This is a genomic window from Glutamicibacter sp. Je.9.36 (assembly GCF_051129975.1).
Classification (GTDB): Bacteria; Actinomycetota; Actinomycetes; order Actinomycetales; family Micrococcaceae; genus Glutamicibacter.
The window spans coordinates 267,735-292,208 of sequence record NZ_JBCPSN010000005.1 but is presented as its reverse complement, the minus strand read 5'-3'; the positions used below and the strand labels follow the sequence as shown (position 1 = coordinate 292,208).

Annotated in this window: 20 protein-coding genes and 1 pseudogene; 9 read left to right on the top strand and 12 right to left on the bottom strand. The window is 61.5% G+C overall.

What is annotated here, in order from left to right:
* Positions 1-24: 24 nt before the first annotated feature.
* The 3 genes from AAZQ98_RS14175 to AAZQ98_RS14165 all read right to left on the bottom strand — a co-directional run bounded on the left by AAZQ98_RS14175 (position 25) and on the right by AAZQ98_RS14165 (position 3,102).
* Positions 25-909 carry a 1,4-dihydroxy-2-naphthoate polyprenyltransferase gene (locus tag AAZQ98_RS14175; RefSeq protein ID WP_332502785.1) on the bottom strand — a complete coding sequence of 295 codons (885 nt, stop codon included), beginning with the start codon at positions 907-909 and terminating at the stop codon, positions 25-27.
* Positions 910-984: 75 nt separating this feature from the next.
* Entirely contained in the window at positions 985-2,112 is a 1,128-nt protein-coding gene (locus AAZQ98_RS14170; RefSeq protein ID WP_434693146.1) for an AMP-binding protein, read from the bottom strand.
* A 27-nt stretch (positions 2,113-2,139) separates the two neighbouring features.
* Positions 2,140-3,102 (bottom strand): 1,4-dihydroxy-2-naphthoyl-CoA synthase, encoded by a 963-nt coding sequence (locus AAZQ98_RS14165; protein ID WP_402695857.1) that lies wholly within the window; start codon positions 3,100-3,102, stop codon positions 2,140-2,142.
* 185 nt (positions 3,103-3,287) lie between these two features.
* On the opposite strand from AAZQ98_RS14165, the pseudogene AAZQ98_RS14160 reads away from it, so the two are divergent.
* Positions 3,288-4,728, top strand: a pseudogene (locus tag AAZQ98_RS14160) (amino acid permease).
* Positions 4,729-4,800: 72 nt separating this feature from the next.
* Here AAZQ98_RS14160 and AAZQ98_RS14155 read toward each other — a convergent pair.
* The gene (locus AAZQ98_RS14155; RefSeq protein WP_434693142.1) at positions 4,801-6,228 is read right to left on the bottom strand and encodes an MFS transporter; all 1,428 of its coding nucleotides are present in this window, start codon (positions 6,226-6,228) and stop codon (positions 4,801-4,803) included.
* A gap of 336 nt (positions 6,229-6,564) precedes the next feature.
* Here AAZQ98_RS14155 and AAZQ98_RS14150 point away from each other — a divergent pair, with 336 nt between their 5' ends.
* The 3 genes from AAZQ98_RS14150 to AAZQ98_RS14140 are packed head-to-tail and all read left to right on the top strand — an operon-like array spanning position 6,565 to position 9,460.
* Positions 6,565-7,788, top strand: a complete 1,224-nt coding sequence (locus tag AAZQ98_RS14150; protein ID WP_105656942.1) for a thiolase family protein — start codon at positions 6,565-6,567, stop codon at positions 7,786-7,788.
* A gap of 2 nt (positions 7,789-7,790) precedes the next feature.
* Positions 7,791-8,585 carry an enoyl-CoA hydratase/isomerase family protein gene (locus AAZQ98_RS14145; RefSeq protein WP_332594626.1) on the top strand — a complete coding sequence of 265 codons (795 nt, stop codon included), beginning with the start codon at positions 7,791-7,793 and terminating at the stop codon, positions 8,583-8,585.
* 2 nt (positions 8,586-8,587) lie between these two features.
* Complete coding sequence (locus tag AAZQ98_RS14140) at positions 8,588-9,460, top strand: 3-hydroxyacyl-CoA dehydrogenase family protein (RefSeq protein ID WP_434693137.1); 873 nt, start codon at positions 8,588-8,590, stop codon at positions 9,458-9,460.
* A 59-nt stretch (positions 9,461-9,519) separates the two neighbouring features.
* On the opposite strand, the gene AAZQ98_RS14135 is transcribed toward AAZQ98_RS14140, so the two are convergent.
* Positions 9,520-10,377 (bottom strand): LuxR C-terminal-related transcriptional regulator, encoded by an 858-nt coding sequence (locus AAZQ98_RS14135; protein ID WP_434693134.1) that lies wholly within the window; start codon positions 10,375-10,377, stop codon positions 9,520-9,522.
* Positions 10,378-10,499: 122 nt separating this feature from the next.
* Between AAZQ98_RS14135 and AAZQ98_RS14130 the strand changes: the two genes are divergently transcribed.
* On the top strand, positions 10,500-11,114 hold the full coding sequence (locus AAZQ98_RS14130; RefSeq protein WP_434693132.1) for an acetate uptake transporter: 615 nt from the start codon (positions 10,500-10,502) through the stop codon (positions 11,112-11,114).
* A gap of 43 nt (positions 11,115-11,157) precedes the next feature.
* On the opposite strand, the gene AAZQ98_RS14125 is transcribed toward AAZQ98_RS14130, so the two are convergent.
* Entirely contained in the window at positions 11,158-12,060 is a 903-nt protein-coding gene (locus tag AAZQ98_RS14125) for a serine protein kinase RIO (RefSeq protein ID WP_434693130.1), read from the bottom strand.
* A 140-nt stretch (positions 12,061-12,200) separates the two neighbouring features.
* On the opposite strand from AAZQ98_RS14125, the gene AAZQ98_RS14120 reads away from it, so the two are divergent.
* Together AAZQ98_RS14120 and paaZ are read left to right on the top strand one after the other, a co-directional pair.
* Entirely contained in the window at positions 12,201-12,917 is a 717-nt protein-coding gene (locus tag AAZQ98_RS14120) for a tyrosine-protein phosphatase (RefSeq protein ID WP_434693128.1), read from the top strand.
* A gap of 109 nt (positions 12,918-13,026) precedes the next feature.
* Positions 13,027-15,150 (top strand): phenylacetic acid degradation bifunctional protein PaaZ, encoded by a 2,124-nt coding sequence (gene paaZ, locus AAZQ98_RS14115; RefSeq protein WP_434693125.1) that lies wholly within the window; start codon positions 13,027-13,029, stop codon positions 15,148-15,150.
* 84 nt (positions 15,151-15,234) lie between these two features.
* Here paaZ and AAZQ98_RS14110 read toward each other — a convergent pair whose 3' ends face one another.
* The 6 genes from AAZQ98_RS14110 to AAZQ98_RS14085 all read right to left on the bottom strand — a co-directional run bounded on the left by AAZQ98_RS14110 (position 15,235) and on the right by AAZQ98_RS14085 (position 21,932).
* A complete protein-coding gene (locus AAZQ98_RS14110; RefSeq protein ID WP_434693122.1) occupies positions 15,235-15,963 on the bottom strand; it encodes a nicotinamide mononucleotide transporter in 729 nt (242 codons plus the stop codon).
* A 216-nt stretch (positions 15,964-16,179) separates the two neighbouring features.
* Complete coding sequence (locus AAZQ98_RS14105; protein WP_434693120.1) at positions 16,180-16,797, bottom strand: TetR/AcrR family transcriptional regulator; 618 nt, start codon at positions 16,795-16,797, stop codon at positions 16,180-16,182.
* Positions 16,798-16,829: 32 nt separating this feature from the next.
* Positions 16,830-18,149, bottom strand: a complete 1,320-nt coding sequence (locus tag AAZQ98_RS14100; protein WP_434693118.1) for a phenylacetate--CoA ligase family protein — start codon at positions 18,147-18,149, stop codon at positions 16,830-16,832.
* 32 nt (positions 18,150-18,181) lie between these two features.
* On the bottom strand, positions 18,182-18,628 hold the full coding sequence (locus AAZQ98_RS14095; RefSeq protein ID WP_434693115.1) for a hotdog fold thioesterase: 447 nt from the start codon (positions 18,626-18,628) through the stop codon (positions 18,182-18,184).
* A 116-nt stretch (positions 18,629-18,744) separates the two neighbouring features.
* Positions 18,745-19,758 carry a GNAT family N-acetyltransferase gene (locus AAZQ98_RS14090; RefSeq protein ID WP_434693112.1) on the bottom strand — a complete coding sequence of 338 codons (1,014 nt, stop codon included), beginning with the start codon at positions 19,756-19,758 and terminating at the stop codon, positions 18,745-18,747.
* A 20-nt stretch (positions 19,759-19,778) separates the two neighbouring features.
* Positions 19,779-21,932: a S9 family peptidase gene (locus tag AAZQ98_RS14085; protein ID WP_434693109.1), complete on the bottom strand. Its 2,154-nt coding sequence runs from the start codon at positions 21,930-21,932 to the stop codon at positions 19,779-19,781.
* 202 nt (positions 21,933-22,134) lie between these two features.
* Here AAZQ98_RS14085 and AAZQ98_RS14080 point away from each other — a divergent pair, with 202 nt between their 5' ends.
* On the top strand, positions 22,135-23,601 hold the full coding sequence (locus tag AAZQ98_RS14080; RefSeq protein WP_434693107.1) for an amino acid ABC transporter substrate-binding protein/permease: 1,467 nt from the start codon (positions 22,135-22,137) through the stop codon (positions 23,599-23,601).
* The gene (locus AAZQ98_RS14075; protein ID WP_105656927.1) at positions 23,598-24,353 is read left to right on the top strand and encodes an amino acid ABC transporter ATP-binding protein; all 756 of its coding nucleotides are present in this window, start codon (positions 23,598-23,600) and stop codon (positions 24,351-24,353) included. The genes AAZQ98_RS14080 and AAZQ98_RS14075 overlap by 4 nt, the downstream gene beginning before the upstream one ends.
* Positions 24,354-24,474 lie beyond the last annotated feature (121 nt).

Sequence of the window (24,474 nt, the reverse complement as noted above, 5' to 3'; positions counted from 1 at the left end):
TCGTTTTTCCTTCTGCAGCGGTGGCTAGGCCAAAACCTCGATGGCGATAGCCAAGGAGAAGAGCACCGCATACACGACATTGACCATGCCGGTCTGCTTGAGCACCAGCACCAGCTTTGGCAGCTGCTGCTCGCGAAGCATCAGCAGCGATGGTGCCACTGCAGGAACGAAGGTGAGCAGGACCAGCCACATCCACGGGAAGGCGCTGGTGGCCAGCAAGGGGAGCAGGATGGCTACCGCCAGCATCAGCACGTAGCTCAAGCGGGCATTGTGTTCGCCAAGGCGCACCGCCAAGGTAATCTTCCCCACCTCTTTATCGGTAGGAATGTCTCGCACATTATTGGCCATCAGCAGGGCGCAGCCAATCAGGCCGGTGCCGATGGCACCCCACAGCGAAGCCATGGTCAGCTGGTTGATCTGGGTGAAGGTGGTACCCAAGGTGGCGACCAAGCCGAAGAAGATGAAAACGTAAATATCGCCCAAGCCGCGGTAGCCGTACGGGTTCTTGCCGCCGGTGTAGCCCCAAGCGGCGAAGATCGCGGCGACGCCTACCAGCAGCAGCGGCCACGAGGAAGAAATGATGACTAGCACGAGGCCGAAGATGGCGGCTAGCCCGAAGCAGCCGAAAGCGGCATTGCGCACGTTCTTCGGCTCGGTGAGCTTGGAACCGGTCAGGCGCAGCGGGCCGACGCGTTCGTCATCGGTGCCTCGGATGCCGTCCGAGTAGTCGTTGGAGTAGTTCACTCCGACCTGGAGCAGCAGGCCCACCAGCAGAGCCAAGACGAAACGGAACCAATGAACGGTTCCAGTTTCGCCCAGCGCGGCTGCGGTACCGATGACAACCGGGGCAATGACGATAGGCAAGGTGCGCAAACGCGCCCCAGAAACCCACTGGGAAAGTGTGGCCACTTTCTGTCCTTTCAGGGCAAGCGGAAACTCGTACCCTCTAGTTTCCCGCGATTAGGCGTGCAAGGCGAATCGAGACTAGTCGCGAACGGCCAGTTCTTCGATGACCAGCTGTCGATTGAACTTGCCATTAGGCAGCTGCGGCAAGCCAAGAGGGTAGTGGCGCACGTGCTTGGGCACCGCTTCCTTGCCCAAGGTCCGGCGCACCGCTTCGAAGGCATCGGCGGTATTGGTCGGGCCCGCATAGGCCAGGCCGACGCTGTGGCCCCATTGCGGATCGGGTACCGGGACCACGATTGCCTGCGTGAAGAATTCTTCCAGCAGCCCTTCAATCTTCGATGCCGAAAGCTTGATGCCCCCGGTATTGATCACATCATCGATGCGTCCGATGATCTTCAAGCGCTGTTTTTCAACGGTGCCCAGGTCATCGGTGACGTACCAGCGGACACCATCGCGTTCAATGAAGTGCTCGGCGGTGGCTTCGGGGGAGTTGGCGTATCCGTCGGCGAGCATGGGGCCGGCGACCCAGATGCGCCCCTCATGCGCTGCCAGCTGCACGCCGGGAAGGGCCGTGCCGTTGTAGACCAGGCCGCCGGAAGTTTCCGAGGACCCATAGGTCTGGAAAATCTTCAGCCCATGGTGGCGGGCGCTGACCAGCAGGTCCTTGCTGGCTCGCGCGCCGCCCAAGAGGATGGCGTCGAAACGCTTCAGCGCCTGCAAGGTTTCTGGCGCCGGGTTATCCAGCAGCCGGGCAAGCTGGGTTGGAACCAGCGAGGTGATCCGGCGGGAGTCGATCATTTGATTGGCGGCTTCGGTGAATGCCGTGGCCGAGAAACTGCCCTCGGTGTCCATCACCACGGGCTTGGTGCCGGCGAACAATGAACGCGTCAGCACGCTCAGCCCCGCGACATAGTGCACCGGCAAGGCCAGCAGCCACTGGCCTTCGAAGCCGAGGAACTCGGCCGTGGCCTGCGCACTGGATGCCAACGCCGAAACGCTGAGCACCGTGCGCTTGGCCCGGCCGGTGGAACCGGAAGTCCGCACCACTGCCATGGGCTGCTCGAAACCTGGCAGGTCCTGTGGCGCCAAGTACTCGATGCGCCAGCCGTTGGGGTTGCCCTCATCGAGCAATACCTCAACAGCCGGGCCCCCGTCATTGGCTGCCGTAGCCAAGGCTGCGAGCAGTTCAGAGAGTTGTTCGTCCATATCCGGTCCTCGTTCCGTCGCGGAAGATTAGAAGTAGTAAGGGTAGTTGGACCAATCCGGGTCGCGCTTGCCCAGGAACGCGTCGCGTCCTTCTACTGCCTCATCAGTCATGTACGCCATGCGGGTGGCTTCGCCAGCGAAGACCTGCTGGCCGGCCAAGCCGTCATCGGCCAGGTTGAAAGCGAACTTCAGCATGCGGATGGCCTGCGGGGACTGGCGGGCGATGTCGGCAGCGTACTCCAGGGCCACCTCTTCGAGGCGTTCATGCTCTACCGACTCGTTGACGGCGCCCATGCGGACCATGTCATCGGCCGAGTACTCGCGGGCAAGGAAGAAGATTTCGCGGGCGGTCTTCTGCCCGACCTGGCGGGCGAGCAATGCCGAACCGTATCCGGCATCGAAGGAACCGACGGTAGCGTCGGTCTGCTTGAACTTGCCGTTCTGCTTCGAGGCAATGGTCAGATCCGAAACCACGTGCAGCGAATGGCCGCCACCGGCAGCCCAGCCGTTGACAACGCAGAGGACAACCTTGGGCATGGTGCGCATCAGGCGCTGGACTTCCAGGATATGCAGGCGCCCGGCACGCGCCGGGTCGATGGATTCGCGGGTCTCGCCTTCGGCATAGCGGTAGCCGTCACGGCCGCGGATGCGCTGGTCGCCGCCGGAGCAGAATGCGTGTCCGCCGTCCTTTTCCGAGGGGCCATTGCCGGTCAGCAGGACGGTGGCCACGTCGCTGGTCATGCGGGCATGGTCCATGGCGCGGAACAGCTCGTCCACGGTGTGCGGGCGGAAGGCGTTGCGCACCTCGGGGCGGTCGAAAGCGATGCGCACGGTCGGAAGGTCGCGCACGATGCTTCCATCGTCGGCTCGCTGGACCTGGCGATGGTAAGTGATGTCGGTGAAGTCGAATCCCTCGACCACGCGCCAGCGCGTTGGATCGAAGACATCGGAGACCTTCTCGGGCAATGCGGAATTATTCAGGCTACTCACCCTATGAATGCTAGTCGGTTTCGTCCGGAACTCTAAGAAAGGAGGAGTAGACTTTTCACGGCCCGACTCGCGGTTGCGCGTGGAATCCCCGCCCGTACGACTTGGACCATCCAGTGAATCACCGGATTCATTTCACGATTTTTGCACGGATTCATTGAACGCGTCCGTAGGTCAGGAGTTCATCTATGCCATCTGGTCAGCATCGCCCGGCAACCCCGGAAATCAGCGCCGAGGGCTACAAGAAATCCCTGAGCCGCCGCCACGTCCAGATGATCGCGATCGGCGGAGCCATCGGTGTGGGCCTGTTCATGGGCTCCGGCGGGCGCCTGGCCTCGACCGGTCCGGCGCTGGTGCTGTCCTATCTGGTAGCTGGCGCATTGGCCTACCTGCTGATGCGGGCACTGGGCGAACTGATCATGATACCGCCAGACTTCCGGTTCCTTCGTCTCGTATGCGGCTGAGCTCTTCGGCCCCAAAGGCGCCTTCATCTCCGGATGGATGTACGTGCTGAATTGGATCATGACCGGCATTGCCGAGCTGATCGCCATCGGCCTGTACTTCCAGTATTTCTTCCCGAATGTTCCGGTAACCGTTTCCGCGTTCTGCGCGTTGCTGCTGCTGGTGGCCATCAACCTCTTCAGCGCCAAGGCTTTCGCAGAATTCGAGTTCTGGGCAGCCTGCATCAAGGTGACCGCGATCGTCCTGTTCCTGGCCGTGGGGACATACATGGTGGTGACCAACGCACAGGTGGGAGACCACACCGCGTCGGTGGCCAACCTCTTCATCGGCGATGAGAACGGCGAGGGCGGTATGTTCCCCCGTGGTTTCTTCGTCAGCATCCTGGTTCTGAACTCGGTGATCTTCGCCTATAACGCCATTGAACTGGTGGGCATTGCCGCCGGAGAGATGGAGAACCCGGAAAAGGAAGTTCCATCGGCAATCCGTGCGGTGGTTGTTCGCATCCTGGTCTTCTACGTAGGCAGCGTCTCCCTGCTGGCCATGGTGCTGCCATGGAACGAATACGAATCCGGGGTCAGCCCGTTTGTCACGGTCTTCGAGAAGATGGGCCTGGGCTGGGTTGGCAGCGCGATGAACCTGGTGGTGATTACCGCTGCGCTGTCCTCGTGCAACTCGGGCCTGTATTCCATCGGCCGCATCCTGCGCACCATGAGCGGCAACGGGCATGCACCGCAGTGGCTCGCGAAGATGAACAAGCACTTTGTTCCGTCCACCGGCATTATCACCGTGGGCGTGGTCTATCTTGCCGGCGTCATCCTGAACATCTGGCTCGGTGATTCCTTCGCCTTCGACCTTGCCTTGAATACCGCATCCATCGGCGTGCTGTTCACCTGGGCCTCGATTTTCGGATGCCAGCTCATGCTGCGCAAGAAAAAGGGCTCTGTTTCCTCGCTGCCCATGCCCGGGTCGCCCATTACCGGTTGGGTCGGATTGATTTCCTTGCTGGTTATCACCGTCCTGATTTCTTTCGATACCTTGACCGGGGAAAATGGCGAGGTCTTCCCGGTGGGGCTGTACACGATCGCCACAATTCCGGTGTTCGCCTTGCTGTTGTGGGGCGGATGGCATTTTGCTCGCAAGCACGCCCGGGTGGGCATCGATTTCTAGGCCGCCAGCGACAATGCGCCAGCCGCCAAGGGGAGCAGTTCAACTGATGCGCCCCCTTGGCGGCTGGATGGCTCAGGACGTTCGGTTTTCATCCCGCTGCACCGTGGCGAGGATGCCGGTGTCCAAGGCATCGGGAATCGCGGTGCCGCGCAGCGAAGCGCCGGCGGTCTCCGGCATGAACTTGATGGCGATCGCACCAATCACGCACGCTGCCATCATGTAGATGGCCGGGAAGAGCAGGAAACCGGTGGCATTGATGGCCGCTTCGTTGACCATCGCGGCGGTGCCGCCGAAGACCGCCGTAGCGATGTTGTAGGTAATCGCGAATCCTGCGAAGCGCACCTGCGAAGGGAACATCGCCGGGAACGTCGCGGTAATCGTGGCCAACTGCGGAATGTAGAGCAGACCCAGCACGGCGAAGCCGACAATGGCCCAGGCGAAGGACTTGCCCATCAGCCAGAACATCGGTATTGCCAGCACGAACAGGCCAATGACGGAGGCGTACCACATTGGCTTGCGTCCGACCTTGTCCGAAAGCGAGCCCGCAAACGGAATAACGGCCATCATGGCCACCTCGCCTATCAGGATGGTGGCCAGCGAAGCGTTGGGGTCCAGCCCCAACTGGGTTTCCAGGTACGTCGGCATGTAGCTGAGCAACGTGTAGTTCACGACGTTCAGCGCGATGACCAGTCCGGTCATGGTCAGCATGGGGCGCCAGTAGGTGAATACCAGTTCCTTGAGCGACCCGCCCTGCTGGGCTTCGCCGGATTCTTCCATCTCCTGGAAGACCGGTGTGTCCTCCAATCTGCTACGCAGGTACAGGCCGATCAGGCCCATGGGCAAAGCGAGGAAGAATGGGATACGCCAGCCGTAAGCCATCATGGCTTCCTCGCTGAGCACCACCTGCAAGCCCAGCATCACGGCGGTGCCGAGGGCGAAACCGCCCAAGGTGCCGAATTCCAAGAAGGAACCGAAGAAGCCGCGTTTGCGATCGGGCGCATACTCGGCCATGAAGGTTGCCGCGCCGCCGTACTCGCCACCGGTGGAGAAGCCCTGGACCATGCGCAGCAGCACCAGCAGGATTGGAGCGGCGACGCCAATGGCTTCGAAGGTTGGCAGGATGCCGATGAGGAAGGTGGCCAGCGACATCATGATGATGGTCAAGGCCAGGATTTTCTTGCGCCCCAGCTTGTCGCCCAGCGGGCCCCAGACCAGGCCGCCAATCGGGCGGACCAGGAAGGAGAGGGCGAAGGTGGCTAGGGCCATGAAGGTGCCGCCCTCGGTGGGGAAGAAATGGGCGGTGATGTAGGTGACGGCCACGGCATAGACACCGTAGTCGAACCACTCGGTCATGTTGCCCATGGCCGATGCCGCGGTGGCCTTGCGAACTTCTTGCCGGCCTTCTTGCGTGTTCATGTCCGGCCCGATGTCATGGTCCAGGTCGGGAGTGAAATTATGTGCATTCGAGTTGTCGTTTGGCTGGCTATGTTCCGGTTGCATTGCTGCTCCGTTGTTTTCAGCTTTCCGTCGACCGATCGCCCTAAGGCCAGGTAGGAATTCATGGCCTTGGCCGCGGTCCACGATCCGGGCGTTCCCCGGAGTCGGTTAAATACCAGAGGCTATTCGAATCAATTTTCAAAATCAACCACTGACATGGAATTGATTGTCCGCAATTGCGGACAGAACGGGGGTTGGCCCGTGGCCCGGCCGTGTGGTGCCGGCGGGCTGGAAATGGTCAATTGTGAAAATCCGGCGACCCGCGACTTTATTATTGAACGAATGGTCGGTAAGTTTAGGTGTTGAGGGTCACTAACCATTTTGGCATAAGGAGCACAGATGACCGAGGCATTTCTCGTAGGTGGAGCACGCACGCCGGTAGGCCGTTATGGAGGTGCGCTCAGTGCCGTGCGCCCCGATGACCTGGCCGCGCTGACTATTCGCCGAGTCATTGAAGACGCGGGCATCGATCCGGCCGACGTTGATGAAGTCATCTACGGAAACGCCAACGGCGCGGGCGAAGAGAACCGCAATGTTGCCCGCATGGCTGCGCTGCTGGCCGGCCTGCCCGTGACCGTCCCGGGCATCACGGTCAACCGCCTCTGCGCCTCGGGCATGAGCGCCATCACGATGGCCAGCCACATGATCAAGGCCGGCGCCGCGGACATCGTGATCGCCGGCGGCACCGAATCCATGTCGCGGGCACCTTGGGTCATGGAAAAGCCTTCCAAGGCCTTCGCCAAGCCGGGGGCAACCTTCGACACCTCCATCGGCTGGCGCTTCACCAACCCGCAATTCCTCTCCGGCCAGTACTCGCGCGATGGCAAAGCCACCTTCTCGATGCCGGAAACCGCCGAGGAAGTCGCCCGCGTCTACAACATCTCGCGTGAGGATTGCGACCAGTTCGCCGTCGAATCCCACGCCAAGGCCATTGCCGCCATCGAGGCCGGGCATTTCCGCGATGAAATCGTTCCGGTCACCGTCAAGGGACGCAAGGCAGAGAGCATCGTGGACACCGACGAGGGACCACGGCCAGGGACCACCATGGATGTGCTTTCCGCCCTGCGCCCGGTAGTCAAGGGAGGAAGCGTCGTCACTGCTGGCAATGCGTCGACGCTGAACGACGGAGCGTCGGCAATCCTCGTAGTCTCCGAACGGGCCATCAAGAAGTACGGGCTGGCGCCGCGCGCCCGAATCGTCGATGGGCAGGCCGCGGGCCTGGAACCAGAAATCATGGGCATGGGACCGGTCCCGGCGACCCGCAAGGTACTTGAACGCGCGGGACTGGGCATTGACCAGATCGGTGCCATGGAAATCAATGAAGCCTTCGCCAGCCAGTCCCTGGCCAGCATGCGCGAGCTGGGGGTCGATGCAGGAATCGTCAACCGCGACGGCGGCGCCATCTCGCTGGGCCATCCGCTGGGTTCCAGCGGTTCCCGCATTGTCATCACCCTGCTGGGCCGCATGGAACGGGAGCTGGCTTCCGAGCAGCGCAAGCTGGGCATTGCCACCATGTGCGTTGGCGTGGGCCAAGGCACCGCGATCTTGCTGGAAGGCGTCTAGAAGTGGGCGATTTGAACAGCGGGTTCACCACCCTCAAGCTGACGGAAACAGATGACCGCCTCTGGGTGCGCCTGCACCGCCCAGCGGTCCGCAACGCCATTGACCAGGCCATGGTCGACGAGCTGCACACCATCTGCGATTATCTGGAGAAGAATCCCAAGATCCTGATTATGGCTGGCACCCCCGCAGAGGCAGCGAGCGAAGCGAATCCCAAGGGGCGCAAGGGCATCTTCGCTTCCGGAGCCGATATTTCCCAGTTGCGCGAACGCCGCCGGGATGACGCGCTCGCCGGGATCAACTCGGGCATCTTCGACAGGATCGCCAAGTTGCCGATGCCGGTGGTTGCGGCACTGGACGGCTTCGCCCTGGGCGGGGGCGCCGAACTGGCCTACGCCGCGGACTTCCGCATCGGCACCCCTGAGCTGCGCATGGGCAACCCGGAAACGAATCTGGGCATCATGGCCGCCGCAGGCGCCACCTGGCGCCTGAAGGAACTGGTCGGCGAGCCGCTGGCCAAGGAAATCCTGCTCGCTGGCAAGGTGCTCACCGGCGAGCAATGCCTGGCCGCCAACCTGGTGACCGAACTGCATCCGGCTGCCGAGCTGGATGCCGCCGCCGATGCCTTGGCAGATCGCATAGCAGCCCAGGATCCGCTGGCGGTGCGCATCACCAAGTCCGTCTTCCATGCTCCGCGCGAAGTCCATCCGGTGATCGATACCTTGGCCCAGGGCATGCTTTTCGAGTCCCAAGCCAAGTTCGACCGCATGCAAGCATTCCTAGATCGAAAGAAGAAGTAACCATGAGCGCACAAACCAGCTTCACCACCGGTGCGTTGCCGCAGCAGATGGGCGTGCTCGGCGGAGGACGCATGGGTGCAGGCATCGCCCACGCCTTCTTGACCAGCGGCAGCGCAGTTCTCGTTGTTGAACGCGACGACGAGGCGGCGCAGGCGGCCTATGAGCGCGTAGCCGGATCCGTGGACAAGTCCATTGCCCGTGGCCAGATCAGCGAAAGCCGCGAAGAGGTTTTGGCCCGTTTCTCCACCAGCACCGACTACGAGCAGTTCGCCAGCGCGCAGCTGGTGGTTGAAGCCGTTCCGGAAATCTGGGATCTGAAGGTTTCTTCCCTGCAGGCCGTGGAGCAGGCGCTGAACGCCGAGGCGGTGCTCGCTTCGAACACCTCGTCGCTGTCGGTTAGCGGCTTGGCCAAGGAATTGCAGCGTCCCGCGAACTTCCTGGGCTTGCACTTCTTCAACCCGGTTCCCGCCTCCACCCTGATCGAGGTCGTGATCGGCAAGCAGACCGATAAGACCCTGGTGGACGCATCGCGCGGATGGGTTCAAGCACTGGGCAAGACTGCAGTGGTGGTCAATGACGCTCCCGGGTTCGCTTCTTCCCGCTTGGGCGTGGCTATCGCCTTGGAAGCCATGCGCATGGTCGAGGACGGCGTAGCCAGTGCCGAAGACATCGATAACGCGATGGTCCTGGGATACAAGCACCCTACCGGCCCGCTGAAGACCACCGACATTGTCGGTTTGGATGTGCGCCTGGGCATTGCCCAGTACCTGCACGAGACTCTGGGGGAGCGTTTCGCTCCGCCGCAGATCCTCAAGGACCTGGTGGCCCAGGGCAAGCTCGGACGCAAGACCGGCCAGGGCTTCTACAGCTGGTAAACGGCTGAAGCCAGTTGCGAGGCTCGTAGCCCGGGTCCCGGGGTCCCCGGAATGGCCGCCTAGGGGATCAGGCCCCGGCTGCGAGCGCGCAACACCACATCAAAGCGATTCGTGGCACCCAGCTTTCGCACGGCCGAGGCCAAATAGCTTTTGACGGTGCTTTCGGCTAATCCCAGATGCGTCGCAATCAAGGCGTTGCGCTTGCCCAGTGCCAGATGGGAAATCACATCCAGCTCACGCGGCGAAAGGATCGAGGGGCCGTCGATTGCCCGCGGCGCCGGCCCCTGCCCTGGGCGCAGCATCGTGCTGGCCGTGCTGAGCCGGGCGGCGAGTTCCGGATCCTGCACCATCCGCGCAATATCGCGCAGCTCGGTGTAGAGCGCATTGAAATCTTCTTGGCTCAATGCCATGTCCGAGGGGTGCGCGGCTTGCGGTTCGGAGGCACTGAGCACCGCCATGCGCCTCTGGGTCTCTTCATGGACCGATAGTTCCCAGGCGAGCCGGCGGGCCTCTGCTGCGGCGGCGGACAGCATTCCATCGGTCAGCTGCCGGCGGTTTCTCAGTCCGGCATAGATCAGCGCACGCACCTGGTCGTCAACCACGACCGGTACTGCCAGCAAGGCCAGTATTCCCTCGCCGCCAATTTCCCGGTCATAGCTGTGAATGATTTCCGGGGTCTCGTGGTACGAATCCGTGGCTGCCAATTGACGCCGCGATAGCGCCAAGCCGCCTAGGCCCTCACCGGGCTTGACCACCAGGCCTCGCAGCGAACCGGTACGGGTTCCTGCGAAACAAGTCAGCTTCGTACCCGTGGACCGGGCGAAACCGCCAAAGGCAACTGGCAGGCCGGTGCGTGCCGCCAAAGTATTGAGCGTGCGGTCCAAAAGGGCTATTTCGTGTGAAGAATCAGTGGTCACCGGCTACCTCCTTTAGATGGTAGTGATCCGACTCACCATCAATTTAGGATACCTGCTAAAGGCAAGTGATCGGCATCACTTGCGTGGATTGAATTGACCGCTGACACGATGGAGTATCCGCCATGACCGCACTGCTGACCCGAGAAGACCCCATTGGAATCGCCTCACCAGCCGCACCGGCCAAGCCGGGCCTGGCTGACCCCGCGGCACTGGGATTGGGCGCCTTTGCGCTGACGACCTTTGCGCTGAGCCTGTCCAACGCCGGGATCATTCCAGAAGCTGGCGCCGCTGTCCTGGCGATTGCCCTATTCTACGGTGGCGTGGTCCAGTTGATTGCTGGCGTCATCGAATTCGCGAAAGGCAATGTCTTCGGCGCCACCGCGTTCACTTCCTATGGCGCGTTCTGGATGGCCTTCTGGTGGCTGGAAACCAACCCGGAGGTAGCGCAGGCGGCGGGCCCGGCGGGCCTCGGTGCATTCCTTCTAGGGTGGACCATTTTCACCGCCTACATGACGGTCGCCGCCCTGCGCACCAATGGCGTGCTGGTTGCCGTGTTCACCATGCTGACCGCGGCCTTCATCTGCCTGACTATCGGCGCCTTCACCGGCAGCACGCTGATACACGAACTCGGAGGCTGGTTGGGCCTGGTCACCGCATTCCTGGCCTGGTACGGCTCCTTCGCCATCGTCACGAACGCCACCTGGGGACGCCAAGTCCTGCCTTCCTGGGCGAAGTAGGCGGCGGAAAGCTGGTCGCGGGCGCGCGCAGTTCTGGCTGTCCTCAGAAGAGGTAGCTCATCAGCGAGGAGAACAATTCATCGGGGTCATTGGGCAAGCCCTTGGAAGTGAACCAATCGCAAAGATTCACGCAATCACGGTGCAGGAAGTCCAAGCCGTTCGGGTTGCCGGCAAGATCTACGCACTGCGGGACATCGATTACTACTAGCCTTTCGCCGGAGACAAGAATGTTGTACGCGGAGAGGTCTCCGTGGGCGATGCCGAGCCCGGCAAATTTCTCCAGTGCGCCGGTGAGCTGGTCCCATAGCGATGGGAGGCGCGGGTCAAAGCGCGAGAGCTGCTGCAGGCGAGGCGCTGCCGCGTGCTGATCGTCTGGATCGGCAATGAACTCCATGAGGATTTCGGTGCCATCGATTTGCACAGGGTAGGGAACAGGTATGCCCGCCTCGTAGCAACGGAGCAAATAGCTCCATTCGGCGTTGGCCCACTGCAGGGCAGCGATCTGCTTGCCGTACGCGGAGTTGTTGCGGATAGCGCGGTTATCACGCGAACGCCGTGCGGAGCGCCCGTCGCTATAGGACTGCGAGCGGCTGAACTGCATTTGCTCGCGCGAACGATAGCGCTTTGCTGCCAGAAGGCTGCTGCGATCTTCGGTGGCACGTTCCAGCAGGAAGACATCGCCTTCTTTGCCCGTTTTCAAGATGCCCAGCTCGGTGTCGATGGCTGCGGCCTCTTCGATGAGCCAGTGCGGATACGGTTTGGGGCCGCGCAAGCCCTTCTCGATAAATGGCCATGTCGAATAACGTTGGCCGTTTGCCGGATCACCGGTCTCGGAGTCGTTCCAGACCGGCTTGTGCTTGCTGAATTTCAGTTGTTGATCGGCCTCCGTGGAGGCAGCAGCGATCAGTGGCGAATTTGCGGCCTCGAGGCCAGCTGGAAAATGCATTGGAAGTAGTCCTTGGGAGAAGGGGGAAATGGCTTGTTCAGGCGGTAAGCAATCATCGTTACCCCTCCTTCAATAGACTGATTGACGTTTGCCAATGACTAGAACAATACAACAGCCGGGCAATGTGTTGCAATAGGCTTATGAGCCACAGCCTTACCTACCGCAAGCAAGCCGGGGACCTGGACTGGAGCGGAGCCGTTAATGCGCGGCATATCTGCGGAGCCTTCTACCGCATGGGCAGGCATGAGTGGCTGACGGCTGAGGGCTGGCAGCAAATGCACGCTGCTGGCGTCAATAGAGTCATCGACCTGCGCAACCCGGATGAAATCCGCCGTCGCGAGCATGACCCAGCGGTGCCCGCGGCAAGCCTCGCAGGGATCGAGCTGGTGAACCTGCCGCTGGAATCGCCAGGCAATGAACGTTTCGAGTCGGTGGCGGTGCCGTACATGAATCACACCGGGATGTACCAGCTGGTGTGCGAGGAATTCGGCGACCACCTGCGGGCAGTGTTCGAGAGCCTCGCGACCGCGGATCAGGGCACGGTGGTCCACTGCTCGGCTGGACGCGACCGATCGGGATTGATAGCCACAATGCTGCTTCAGCTGGCTGGCTTGGATGGCCAGATCCTGCTCCATGATGAACTCGCGGTCAGGGGGATCAATGAGTGGCATCGCATTTCCCCTCGCAAGCACCCGTACGAGAGCTACCGCAGTGAAGAGCAGCTGCGGGAAATCATTCGTGGCCGAGCTGGCGAACTGGAGAATTTCCTCAGGTGGCTCGGGTCCACGCGGAGGTATTTGCTGGACCAGGGAATGAGCGAGAACGCCGTGGAGCGCCTGCGCCAGCTGGCACGCTAAGAGCCAGGGAACGCTGGCGAAGCAGCGAGGCGCGCAAGTGTCCTCGATCACCCCTTCCTGCTATGGTTAACGGTAATACTGACCGACCGTTCAGGAAGGAATTGCGTCAATGACGACAGAACAGATCACCGTAGTACCCAGCTACATCGCGGGGAACTGGCACAGCCCAGCGGCACAAGGCGGAACCGAGGTCCGCGACGCCAATACCGGCGAAGTGCTGGTCACCGTCACCAAGGACAACTTGGATGTTGCTGGCGCCGTGGCATACGGACGACAGACCGGCCAGCGCGAACTAGCCAAGCTCTCCTTGCATGAGCGGGCGCTCAAGCTCAAGGAACTAGCGCTGTACCTCAATGAGCGGCGCAAGGACCTGTACGAGGTTTCCTTCAAGACCGGTGCCACCAAAATCGACTCTATGGCGGACATCGACGGTGGCATTGGCGTGCTGTTCACCTTCTCTTCCAAGGGCCGGCGCGAACTGCCCAATTCCAACGTGATCCTCGATGGCCCCACCGAGCCGCTGAGCAAGGACGGTTCCTTCATTGGCACCCACATCTACACCGCGATGGCCGGCGTAGTCGTCCAGGTCAATGCCTTCAACTTCCCTGTCTGGGGGATGCTCGAGAAGTTCGCACCGGCCTTCATCGCCGGTGTGCCGACAATCGTCAAGCCGGCAACCCCCACCGGGTACCTCACCGAAGCGGCTGTGCGCATGATGCTGGACTCGGGCATCCTTCCAGAGGGTTCGCTGCAGCTGCTTTCCGGCTCTGCTCGCGACATCATGGACCACCTGGACTACCGCGATATGTTCGCCTTCACCGGATCGGCATCCACCGCAAGCAAGCTCAAGTCGCACCGCAACGTTATCGACGGAGGCGTGCGCTTCGCGGCTGAAACCGATTCCCTGAATGCAGCCATCCTCGGCCCCGACGCTGTGGAAGGCACCCCGGAATTCGACGCTTTCGTCAAGGTTGTCGTCAATGAAATGACGTCGAAGGCCGGCCAGAAATGCACCGCCATCCGCCGCAACATCGTGCCCGCAGCACAGGTGGATGCGGTCATTTCGGCCGTCGGCAAGCGCATCGATGAACGCGTGGTCATCGGCGATCCTCGAGTTGAGGGCGTCACCATGGGTGCCCTGGCTTCGCTGGAACAGCTGGCCGATGTGCGCGGGGCCGTCGAGGACATGATCGCTGCCGGCGGCGAGCTGGCCTACGGCCGCCTGGATGCCCCTGCGGTACGTGTTGCTCCCGAAAAGAACGCCGTGGCAGAAGGCGGAGCCTTCATGTCCCCAGTGGTCCTTCGCTGGAACGACGCGCGCAACCCGATGGTGCACTCGCGCGAAGCCTTCGGCCCTGTCAGTTCCGTCATCGGCTACAGCAGCGTTGACGAGGCCGTGGAACTGGCTGCCATGGGCGCCGGCTCGCTGGTCGCAACCGTGTGCACCAATGACGCCGAAGCCATGCGCGCCCTGTCCTTGGGCATCGCCGCGCACCACGGGCGCGTGCACATCCTGAACCGCGAAACCGCACGGTCCACCACCGGCCACGGCTCTCCGGTTCCGCATCTGGTCCATGGCGGTCCAGGCCGGGCAGGAGGCGGCGAAGAACTGGGCGGCATCCGCTCGGTCAAGCACCACATGCAGCGCACCGCGGTGCAGGGCTCGCCCAGCATGATCACCGCGCTGAGCGGCGTCTGGCATACCGGTGCCCAGCAGTCCCTTGCTGGCAGCCAGCAGTTTGGCGGCAAGCCGCAGAACGTCCACCCGTTCCGCAAGTCGCTGGCTGAGCTGAAGATCGGTGACGGTTTCGTCTCGGATCTGCGTGAAGTCAGCTTGGAGAAGATCACCGAATTCGCTCACGAAACCGGCGATACCTTCTATGCGCACACCGATCAGGCCGCCGCCGAAGCCAACCCGTTCTTCCCGGGGATCGTGGCCCACGGCTACTTGCTGGTTTCCTGGGCTGCGGGACTGTTCGTGGAGCCTGCTCCGGGACCCGTCTTGGCCAACTACGGCCTTGAATCACTGCGATTCATCACCCCTGTAGCTGCCGGCGACTCGATTCGCGTCACCCTGACGGCCAAGAAAATCACCCCGCGCGTCACCGACGAATACGGCGAGGTTGCTTGGGATGCGGTGCTGCACAACCAGAACGATGAACTGGTCGCCACCTACGACGTGCTGACCTTGGTTGAAAAGACCGACTCGACCTATGCCAACTGGAACGGCTAAGTCCGGCTGACCCCTTCGCGGGAAACAAGAAATGGCGTTGGGCCACGATGAGGAAATCGTGGTCCAACGCCATTTTTGCGAAGCCTAGGAAACGCCGTTGCTTCCGTGCTGCTTGTTCAGCTTCGCCAAGGTAGCTTCCTTGGCGGCGTCCAGTGCCAGCTCGGCCTCGGAGAGCTCTGCAATGCCTTGACCGGCCTGGCCGGCGGCTGGCAGATTGCGCCATAGGAAGAAGCCGTACAAGGCTGCCAGGGCGATGAATACGAAGAGGCCCATCATGCCCAGCATCGGGGAGATCAGGAAGTACACGACCAGATCGGCGATGGCCGCCACGGCCAGCACCAGCCAGCCGGCACGCACGCCGCGGGCAACCATGACAAATGAGGCGAAGAGGGCCGAATCAGCGAAGTACAGGACCCAGATTTCCGGGGTCGCGCTCATGAAGCCGCCATTGAACAGGAACGGGCCGAAGCGCAAGGCGACCAGCAGGATCAAGCCTACGAGCAGTCCAATCGCGGACCACACGGTCACCGGGGTGCCAGTGACCATGCGGGTGAATTTGCCCTTGAGCTCGTAGCGGGAGAAGCGCCAGAGGCCGAAGATTGCGATCAGCAGCAGCGGAACGGCGTAGATCAGGCCCAGCAGGTCGAACTGCATCGAAGAAATGACCGGGCCAACGAAGACACCCAGGATCAGGGTCCACCAACCCAGGTCGTTGCGGTGCGCCAGCAGTGCTGCGGAGACGAAGACGAGCAGCATGCTCGCAGCCGAGAGCAAAATCTGGACAAAGGAACTACTGCTGTCGGCGGTAGCCATGAAAAGGGTTTCTAAGATGGAATCCACAGCGCTCTTCACTTGGTTGATCGAGAATGACAGGTGCTAAAGCACCCCTTCGATGCTAACGGTGATTTCTGTGAGGACGGCAAGATTACAAGGTTGGCTGCGCCACATTGCAGCGGACGCCCAGCTTGGTTAACGACGTCGGCTCCCGCCTGGAAGGCGGGAGCCGATACGGGGAGCCTGGCCTTGGAATCAGGCGCCGGCGGTATGCAGGCCGTTGAAGAGCAGCGAAACAGCCTGGTCCTCCAACTCGGGTCCGTCGATTGGCCCGTCAGTGCGGTACCAGTCCACCACTGAGTTGATCAAGCCGAAAAGCAGCCTGGCGGTAGCCCGAGGTTCCAAGTCAGCACGCAACTTGCCATCCGACTGCGCGGCAGTCACCAATTCTGCCAGCTGGCGGTCCATTGCGCGGCGGCGTTCCAGCGCCTGGCGCTCCAGATCAGTGTTGCCACGCAGGCGCAACAACAAGGTCACGTAGGAACGCTTGGCCAGCAGGATCCTGAAGGTTGCGCGCAGGAAGAATTCCAGACGCTCATCCGCGGTACCCTCATGCGAGCGGACCTCGGCGATCACCGCCTCCAGGGGAATCAGCGCCTCATCCAACGCCAGGCGCAGCAGGTCCTCTTTCGACGGGACATGGTGGTAAATCGCGGATTTGCTGATACCCAGGCGGTCAGCGAGCTTGCCCATGGAGGTTGCATCGTAGCCGTATTCGTTGAATGCCTCGACAGCAATGCGCAAAACGGTTTCTTGATCATAACCAGGGCGGCCGCGCTTGGCCGGACGGTTGGCAGTATCGGTAGTTTCCATGATTAGTTGATTATCCCATGTCCCGGCGGAGGCTAGTTATTGCGCATGTCGTAGATGCGCTTGAGCTTGCCCATGGAGCGTTCCAGCGATTCTGGTTCGACGACGTCAATGGCGCAGGAAGAGCCGACGTGGATCTTGATCAGCTTGGCCAGTTCCTTGGCGCCGGTGGTTGCATCCGCCATGGACGCTTCACCGCGGCGCTCCACCTTCACTGCCAGCTGGTCCATGCGATCCGGACGAGTCAGGATCAGCTGGAAGTGCGGCGACAAGCTCGGCACCTTAAGGATCAATTCTTCGATCTGGCTTGGGAACAAATTCACGCCACGCAAGATGATCATGTCATCGCTGCGGCCAGTGATGCGTCCCATGCGACGGTGTCCGGGGCGGCTGGTGCCAGGCATCAGGCGGGTCAAATCGTGGGTGCGGTAGCGGATGATCGGCAGGGCCTGCTTGGTCAGCGAGGTGAAGACCAATTCTCCGTGCTCGCCATCGGGCAGAATCCTGGTCTCATCGAAAGCATCGATGATTTCGGGGCGGAAATGATCTTCCCAGATATGGCTTCCATCCTTGCGGTCGCCGGATTCGCCGGCCACCCCGGGGCCCATGACCTCGGACAGGCCGTAGATGTCGCAGGCGGTAATGCCGAACATCTCTTCCAGTTCGTGGCGCATCTCTTCGGTCCATGGCTCGGCACCGAGGACGGCCACCTTCAGCGAGGTGGACCGCGGATCAAGGCCCTTGCGCTGCATGGCATCGCCAATGGTCAACAGGTAGGTCGGAGTGCACAGGATCGCATCAGGCTCGAAATCCTGGATGAGCGAAATCTGCTTGTCGGTCTGGCCACCGGACATGGGGATCACAGTGGCCCCGAGGTACTCGGCAGCGGCATGCGCGCCCAGTCCGCCGGTGAACAGCCCGTAGCCGTAGGCGTTGTGGACCTTCCAGCCTGGCTTGACTCCGGCCAAGCGCAGGCAGCGGGCGCCGAGCTTGGCCCAGTCCTCCAGGTCCTTCTTGGTGTAGCCCACCACGGTGGGCTGGCCAGTGGTACCCGAGGAGGCATGGATGCGGGCGACCTCATGCTGCGGAACGGCGAACATGCCGAAAGGGTAGTTCTTGCGCAGATCTTCCTTGTCGGTGAAGGGGAACTTGGCGAGGTCGCTCAGTTCCTCCAGGTCATCCGGGTGCACGCCAGCGGCATCGTACTTCGCCTTGTAGTACGGAACGTTGTTGTAAGCATGGTGCAGACTTTCCTTCAAGCGGGTCAGCTGGATCGCTTCGATCTGCTCACGGCTCATGGTTTCTTCCGGATCAAGCGGATTCGGAAGGCTGTCGCGGTCGGTGTTCTGGGACATGCTAAAACTTTCGTGTCGAGTGGGCAGGGTGCTTAGCGGTTCTTCGGTTTCGGGACGGTGCGCGATCGTCCGCGGAACTCTGCGACGGTTTCAATTGAACCGTCGACCGCTGGCTGGGTCACCTTGATGTCGTAGATCCCGCTGCGGCCTTGCTGCGAGACCCGGTTGCCGGTGGCAGTCAGCACTCGTCCGGGAATGGCTGGCTTGAGGAAGTTGACGTCGGCGCCGGAAGCGACCGTGATGGTCTCGTCGGAGCCTTCCTGCGGATTGCAGCTCAGCGCGAACGCGGTGTCTGCCAGAGCGAAGATCATTCCGCCGTGGCCAATGCCGAAACCGTTGAGCATTTCCTGCCGGAGCGCCATGGTGATGACTGCGTGGCCGTCGGAGACCTCGACGACTTCGATGCCCATCCACTGGGTGGCGTAGTCATTGCGGAGAATGGCGTGCGGGACCGAATTTCCTACCTGCGTTTGGCTCATCGTCTTCCTTCGCCGAATTATTTACCGAACGATCATTAGGTAATAACATTATGTGAGCTAAGTCAAGTTATGCGACCGTATTGGCGGTACTGTTTCAGCGATGAAGCGCAGCGGATTCAGGCAGTGAAAATTCGTTGATGGACGTCAAGGATGAAAGGTTCCTTGATCCGGTTGTAGTCCATGACCAGGCCGTTCTCGCCGCCGCTTGCAGCCAGTGCGCGGGCGGCTTCCCGCTTTACCGCGGCGTATGCCAAACGGTCGGCTTCATGGTGTTTCAGATGCTCGCGGAAAATCACGAGTCGCAGATACTCGGGGCTTCCTGCACTGAAGACATGGATATTGGCCTCGGGGAGCCGCGAACCGGCAGCGGGCTTGAGCATGCGGTGGCCATACCAGCCAGGTTCACGGTGCCAAAGAAGCATGCCGCTGGATTCCAGCGCCGGAACGTAGGACGCTTCCTGATCCGCGTCGGGGACCAGCAAGACGATGTCGATGATCGGCTTGGCGGGCAGATCCGGGACGGATGTCGAGCCGGTGTGTTCAATGGCCAACGCGGTGGCCCCCAGGGCACTGGCGATTCGATGGTGCAGGCGGTGGAAGTGACTGGCCCATTGCTTCGATGGCTCGGCAATCTCAATGAGGCCGCGCGTCAGCTCTCCACCCACGGCCTCGTATTCCGGATCTTCATCTGGCTGGCCGGTGAGCAGCGGGTAGAAGGGCAAGGTGCACAGGTACCGCCGGGCATCCGGCCAGCGCGGGTCGGCAGAAGACTGCGAAACAACGCAACCCAGCGAGCGGTAAAAACCCACCGCATCCTCTGCAGTGGTGGCCCAAATGTTCTTCTCGTGGCAGTCGCGCAGCTCAGCGAGCAGCCTCGAGCCCAGACCCCGGCCCTGGTGGGATGTTTCAACGGCCAAGTATTCAACGCACACCGCGTATTTGCCGCTGTGCCGGTAGGCGGCCAGTGCCGCAATATCGCCCGCGGCAGTGGCGATGGCAAGCACCTCAAGGCCTTCGCATTCATCGAGCAGCGCTTCAAGCGCCTGCTCGTTGGCAGGTTCGGCGGCCAGCACCAGCAAGCGGCGAATCGCAGGGTCATTGCGGTAGTCGCTGATCTTGATGTGGTGCATGGCCGCCGTTCCTTTGCTGCTTAGATTTCGTCGGTGCATCCCAGGGCGTCCAAGGCGAAGGCGTAGTCCCACGCGCGGGCCTTCCAGGACTCGTAACGTCCCGAAGCGCCGCCGTGGCCGCCATCCATTTCGGTCTTCAGCACAATCGGGGCCTGTCCGGTACCGACTTCCCGCAGCTTGGCCACCCATTTAGCTGGCTCCACATACAGTACACGGGTGTCATTGAGCGAGGTGACCGCAGCGATCTTCGGGTAATCCTGTGCTGTGACGTTTTCGTAGGGAGTGTAGGACTTCATGTAGTCGTAGACCTCCTTGCTCTCGATCGGGTTGCCCCATTCTTCCCATTCCAGTGCCGAGAGCGGAAGCTCTGGATCCAGGATGGAGGTCAAGGCATCGACGAACGGCACCTGGGCGATGATCGCTGTATACAGCTGCGGAGCCATGTTCGCGATGGCGCCCATCAGCAGTCCGCCGGCCGAACCGCCCAGGGCGGCGATGCGCTGCGGATCGGCCCACCCGGAATCGAGCAGGTACTGGGTGGAATCAATGAAGTCGGTGAAGGTGTTCTTCTTGTGCAGCTTCTTGCCTTGCAGGTACCAGTCGCGGCCCAGCTCGCCGCCGCCGCGCACGTGGGCAATGACGAAGACCACGCCGCGATCGAGCACGCTCAAGCGGGGGATGCCGAAACCAGGATCCATGGAGGCCTCGTAGGAACCGTAACCGTAGATCAGCACCGGCTGGGGAACCGAGGTATCCAGGTCGGCACGGCGCATGATGGTCAAGGGGACCTTGGCGCCATCGGCCGCGGTGGCCCACTCGCGGGTGGACAGGTACTTGGCAGGATCGAAGTGGTTCACCGGGGTCTGCTTGCGCAGCACCAGCGACTGGTCCTGGAGCCACAGGTCGTATACGCGGGCCGGGGTGAAGTCTGCGGTGTAGCCGATGCGGATCAACGGAGCATCCAGCTCGGCAAAGGTCGCCGAGGCAGTGAACAGCTCATCATCGAAATCCGGTTCAATGGCTGGCTGCTGGGCTCTGGTGCCCAATCCGTCCAAGGCGATCAGCTGCACGCGCTCGCAGGTATCTCGGCGCACCGAGAGCACCACGTGCGAACCGGTCAGCGCGGTGCCTTCGATCTTGACCGTGTCCTCGTGGGCCACCACGGTCTGCCAGTGCGCCGGGTCGGCGTTTTCGCCCAGCTGGTCCAGGGAGGCCAGCGACACCATGTTGTTCGGTGCCTGGTGGTCGTGGGTGATCAATGCCTGGCCCGCGCCCGGCATCAGGTCGATTCCGTGCAGCAGGCGCAAGGAGCGCGGCACCAGCAAGGTCACGGCAGCCGAAGGATCGGCCAGATCCAGCATGCTGGTTTCGGCGTATTCGGAGTTGCCGCTGGAGATCATCAGGGTGTTGCGGTCCGGGCTCAGATCGAAGCCGAGCCACATGCCAGGATCATTTTCCTCGAAAATGATCTTGTCCTGCGTTGGGAGGGTCCCCAGCAGGTGAGCGCGAATCTGGTGCGGCCGCCAGGTTTCGTCAACCACCGTGTAGAAAACCGTTGAAGAATCGGGGGAGAAGGCCAGGCCGTAGAACACTCCTTCAATGGTGTCGCTCAGCAGCAGGCCGGTGTCCAGGTCCTTGATGAAAAGGGTGAATCGCTCATCGCCCGCATTATCGACACAGTAGGCAAGCAAGTTGCCTGCTTCATTCAACGCCATGCCGCCGAGCGAGAAGAACGGCTGCCCTTCGGCTAAGGCGTTGCCATCGAGCAGCACCTCTTCGGCTGGCAATGCAGTTTCCGCGTCGATGACCGGGGGAGTCCAGTCGGCAACCAGGTCCCCGGTGTCCGATGCCTTGACGCGGCACTGGATGGTGTAGGGCTTGCCTTCGGCCGAACGGGTGAAGTACCACCAGCCGCGGCGGCGCACTGGAACCGACAAGTCGGTTTCAACGGTGCGTGCCTTGATCTCGCTGAACAAGGCATCGCGCAGCGGCCGCTGGCTAGCGGTAATGGTGTCGGTGTACTCGTTTTCTGCGGTCAGATGCGCGATGACATCCGGGTTGGCTTTCTCCCGCAGCCACTCGTAGTTGTCGATGAAGTCATCGCCGTGGAAGCTGCGGGTGGTGGGCAGCTTTGCGGCACGCGGTGCATTGGCGGTCAACGATTCTGGAGTCATACCCCTATTCAATCCCACTGCCGTGCTATGCGGGTGCAGCTATGCTCAGCGCGGACAGAACAGCGGTTTCAAACCGATAACGATGCAAGTGCAGGCGAGTCGCGGGGTACCGGCTAGGCTTTATAAGTCCTAGGCTTGCAGGCAGAACGTATCATCTGCACCTTGGGCCATTCGCCCTTCAGTACGAGAAAGCGATACATCAGTGGAAAAGAAAAGAACAGCTGCCCCCACAGGGCGCCTGGCCCGATGGATAGCCGCGGCTGCCATCGGTTTGATGGCCTTGGTCGTCGGGGCACCCTCGGCCGTGGCCCAAGGCAGTGAAAGCGTCGAGGGCCAGACCTACGTCATCGGCACGGATACGACTTTCGCGCCCTTCGAGTTCCGCCAGAACGGCGAGCTGACCGGTATCGACATGGATCTTCTGCGCGCCATTGCCGAAGACCAGGGTTTTGAAGTCGAGATCAGGTCCCTGGGCTTCAACGCCGCTTTGGCCGCCCTCTCCTCCAACCAGGTGGATGGCGTGATCGCCGGCATGTCGATTACCGACGAGCGCAAGGAGATCTACGACTTCTCCGAGCCGTACTTCGAGTCCGGCGTGCAGATGGCTGTCGCTGCCGGCAATGACGAGATCACCAGCTACGAGGACTTGGAAGGCAAGACCGTTGTCGCCAAGACCGGCGCCGAGGGCGAAAGCTATGCAAAGTCCATCGCCGAGGAATACGGCTTCCAGGTCAAGTCCTTGGACCAGTCGGCCACCATGTACGAATCGGTCAAGGCCGGTTCTGCCGTTGCCGTCTTCGATGACTACCCGGTGCTGGCCTACGGCATTGCCCAGGGCAATGGCCTGAAGACCGTCACCGACAAGGTCCCGGGCGGTTCCTATGGCTTCGCCGTGAACAAGGGCGAGAACACCGCGCTGCTGGCAGCGTTCAACGACGGCTTGGCCGAGCTGAAGGCCAACGGCGAGTACCAGCAGATCCTGGACTCCTACCTTGCCGACCCGACCGCAGCGGCGCCAAGCAACTTCTTCGACCTGCTGGTCAAGTCCATTCCCGCATTGATGACCGGTCTGTGGCACACCCTGCTGGTGACCGCGATTTCCTTCGCCATTGCCATGGCATTGGGCCTGGTCTTCGGCTTCATGAAGATCTCCGGGAACATCGTGCTGCGCGGCATCGCCACGACCTTCGTGAACATCTTCCGCGGCACCCCGTTGCTGCTCTGGGCCTTCATGTTCTACTTCGGCCTGCCGCAGCTGACCGGCTGGGAGATCAGCGTCTGGACTGCAGGCGTGCTGACCCTGTCGCTGAACGCCGGTGCCTATGTCGCCGAAATCGTTCGCGGCGGTATCCAGTCGGTGGATCCAGGGCAGCTTGAAGCGTCCCGTTCGCTGGGCCTGGGCTATGGCAAGTCGATGCAGAAGGTCGTGATCCCGCAGGCTTTCAAGATGATGACCCCGTCACTGATCAACCAGTTGATCATCAGCCTGAAGGACTCCTCGTTGCTGCTGGCTATCGGCTTCACCGAGCTGCTCTACCAGGGCCAGCAGATCTACGCGGCGAACTTCCGTGTCACTGAGACGCTGCTGATCGTGGGCATTATCTACTTCATTGCCATTATGGCGCTGACCAAATTGGCAAATTATGCCGATCGGAGGTTCAACAAGTGAGCACCGTAACCGAGCAAAGCTCCAACGTGAAGATCCAGGTCAAGGACTTGCACAAGTCCTTTGGCTCCAACAATGTCCTCAAGGGCATCGACATGGATGTCCGCGAAGGCGAAGTGGTGTGCGTGATCGGACCTTCGGGGTCCGGCAAGTCCACCTTGCTGCGTTGCCTGAACAAGCTTGAGGACATTACCTCGGGCAAGGTGGTTGTCGATGGCTTTGATGTCACCGACCCCAAGGTGGACATCAATGAGGTGCGCCGCCATGTAGGCATGGTGTTCCAGCACTTCAACCTGTTCCCGCATATGAGCGTGGCAGAGAACATCATGCTGGCGCCGGTCGAGCTCAAGAAGATGAGCAAGGCGGAAGGCCGGGAGCGCGCACTTGAGCTGCTGGAACGCGTGGGCTTGCGCGAGAAGGCCAACGCCCGTCCGGCCTCGCTCTCTGGCGGCCAGAAGCAGCGTGTGGCCATCGCCCGCGCGCTTGCCATGGCCCCTGGCATCATGCTCTTCGACGAGGCTACCAGCGCTCTTGACCCGGAGATGGTCGGCGAAGTGCTGCAGGTTATCAAGGAGCTGGCCGACACCGGCATGACCATGGTTCTGGTGACCCACGAGATGGGCTTTGCGCGCGAAGTCGCTGACCGCGTGGTCTTCATGGCTGATGGTGTTGTCTGCGAGCAGGGTGCGCCCGAACAGCTGTTCGGCAACCCGCAGCAGGCGCGTACCCAGGACTTCTTGTCCAAGGTTCTCTGAGCCGTACCGCCAAGCCAGCGGAAAACCGTGCTGTCCACGACCAGGTGAAACTGGTTGCGGGCAGCACGGTTTTTTCGTGACGAAGCTTACGGGACAAAAACCTTCATATGCTTGAAGGTTC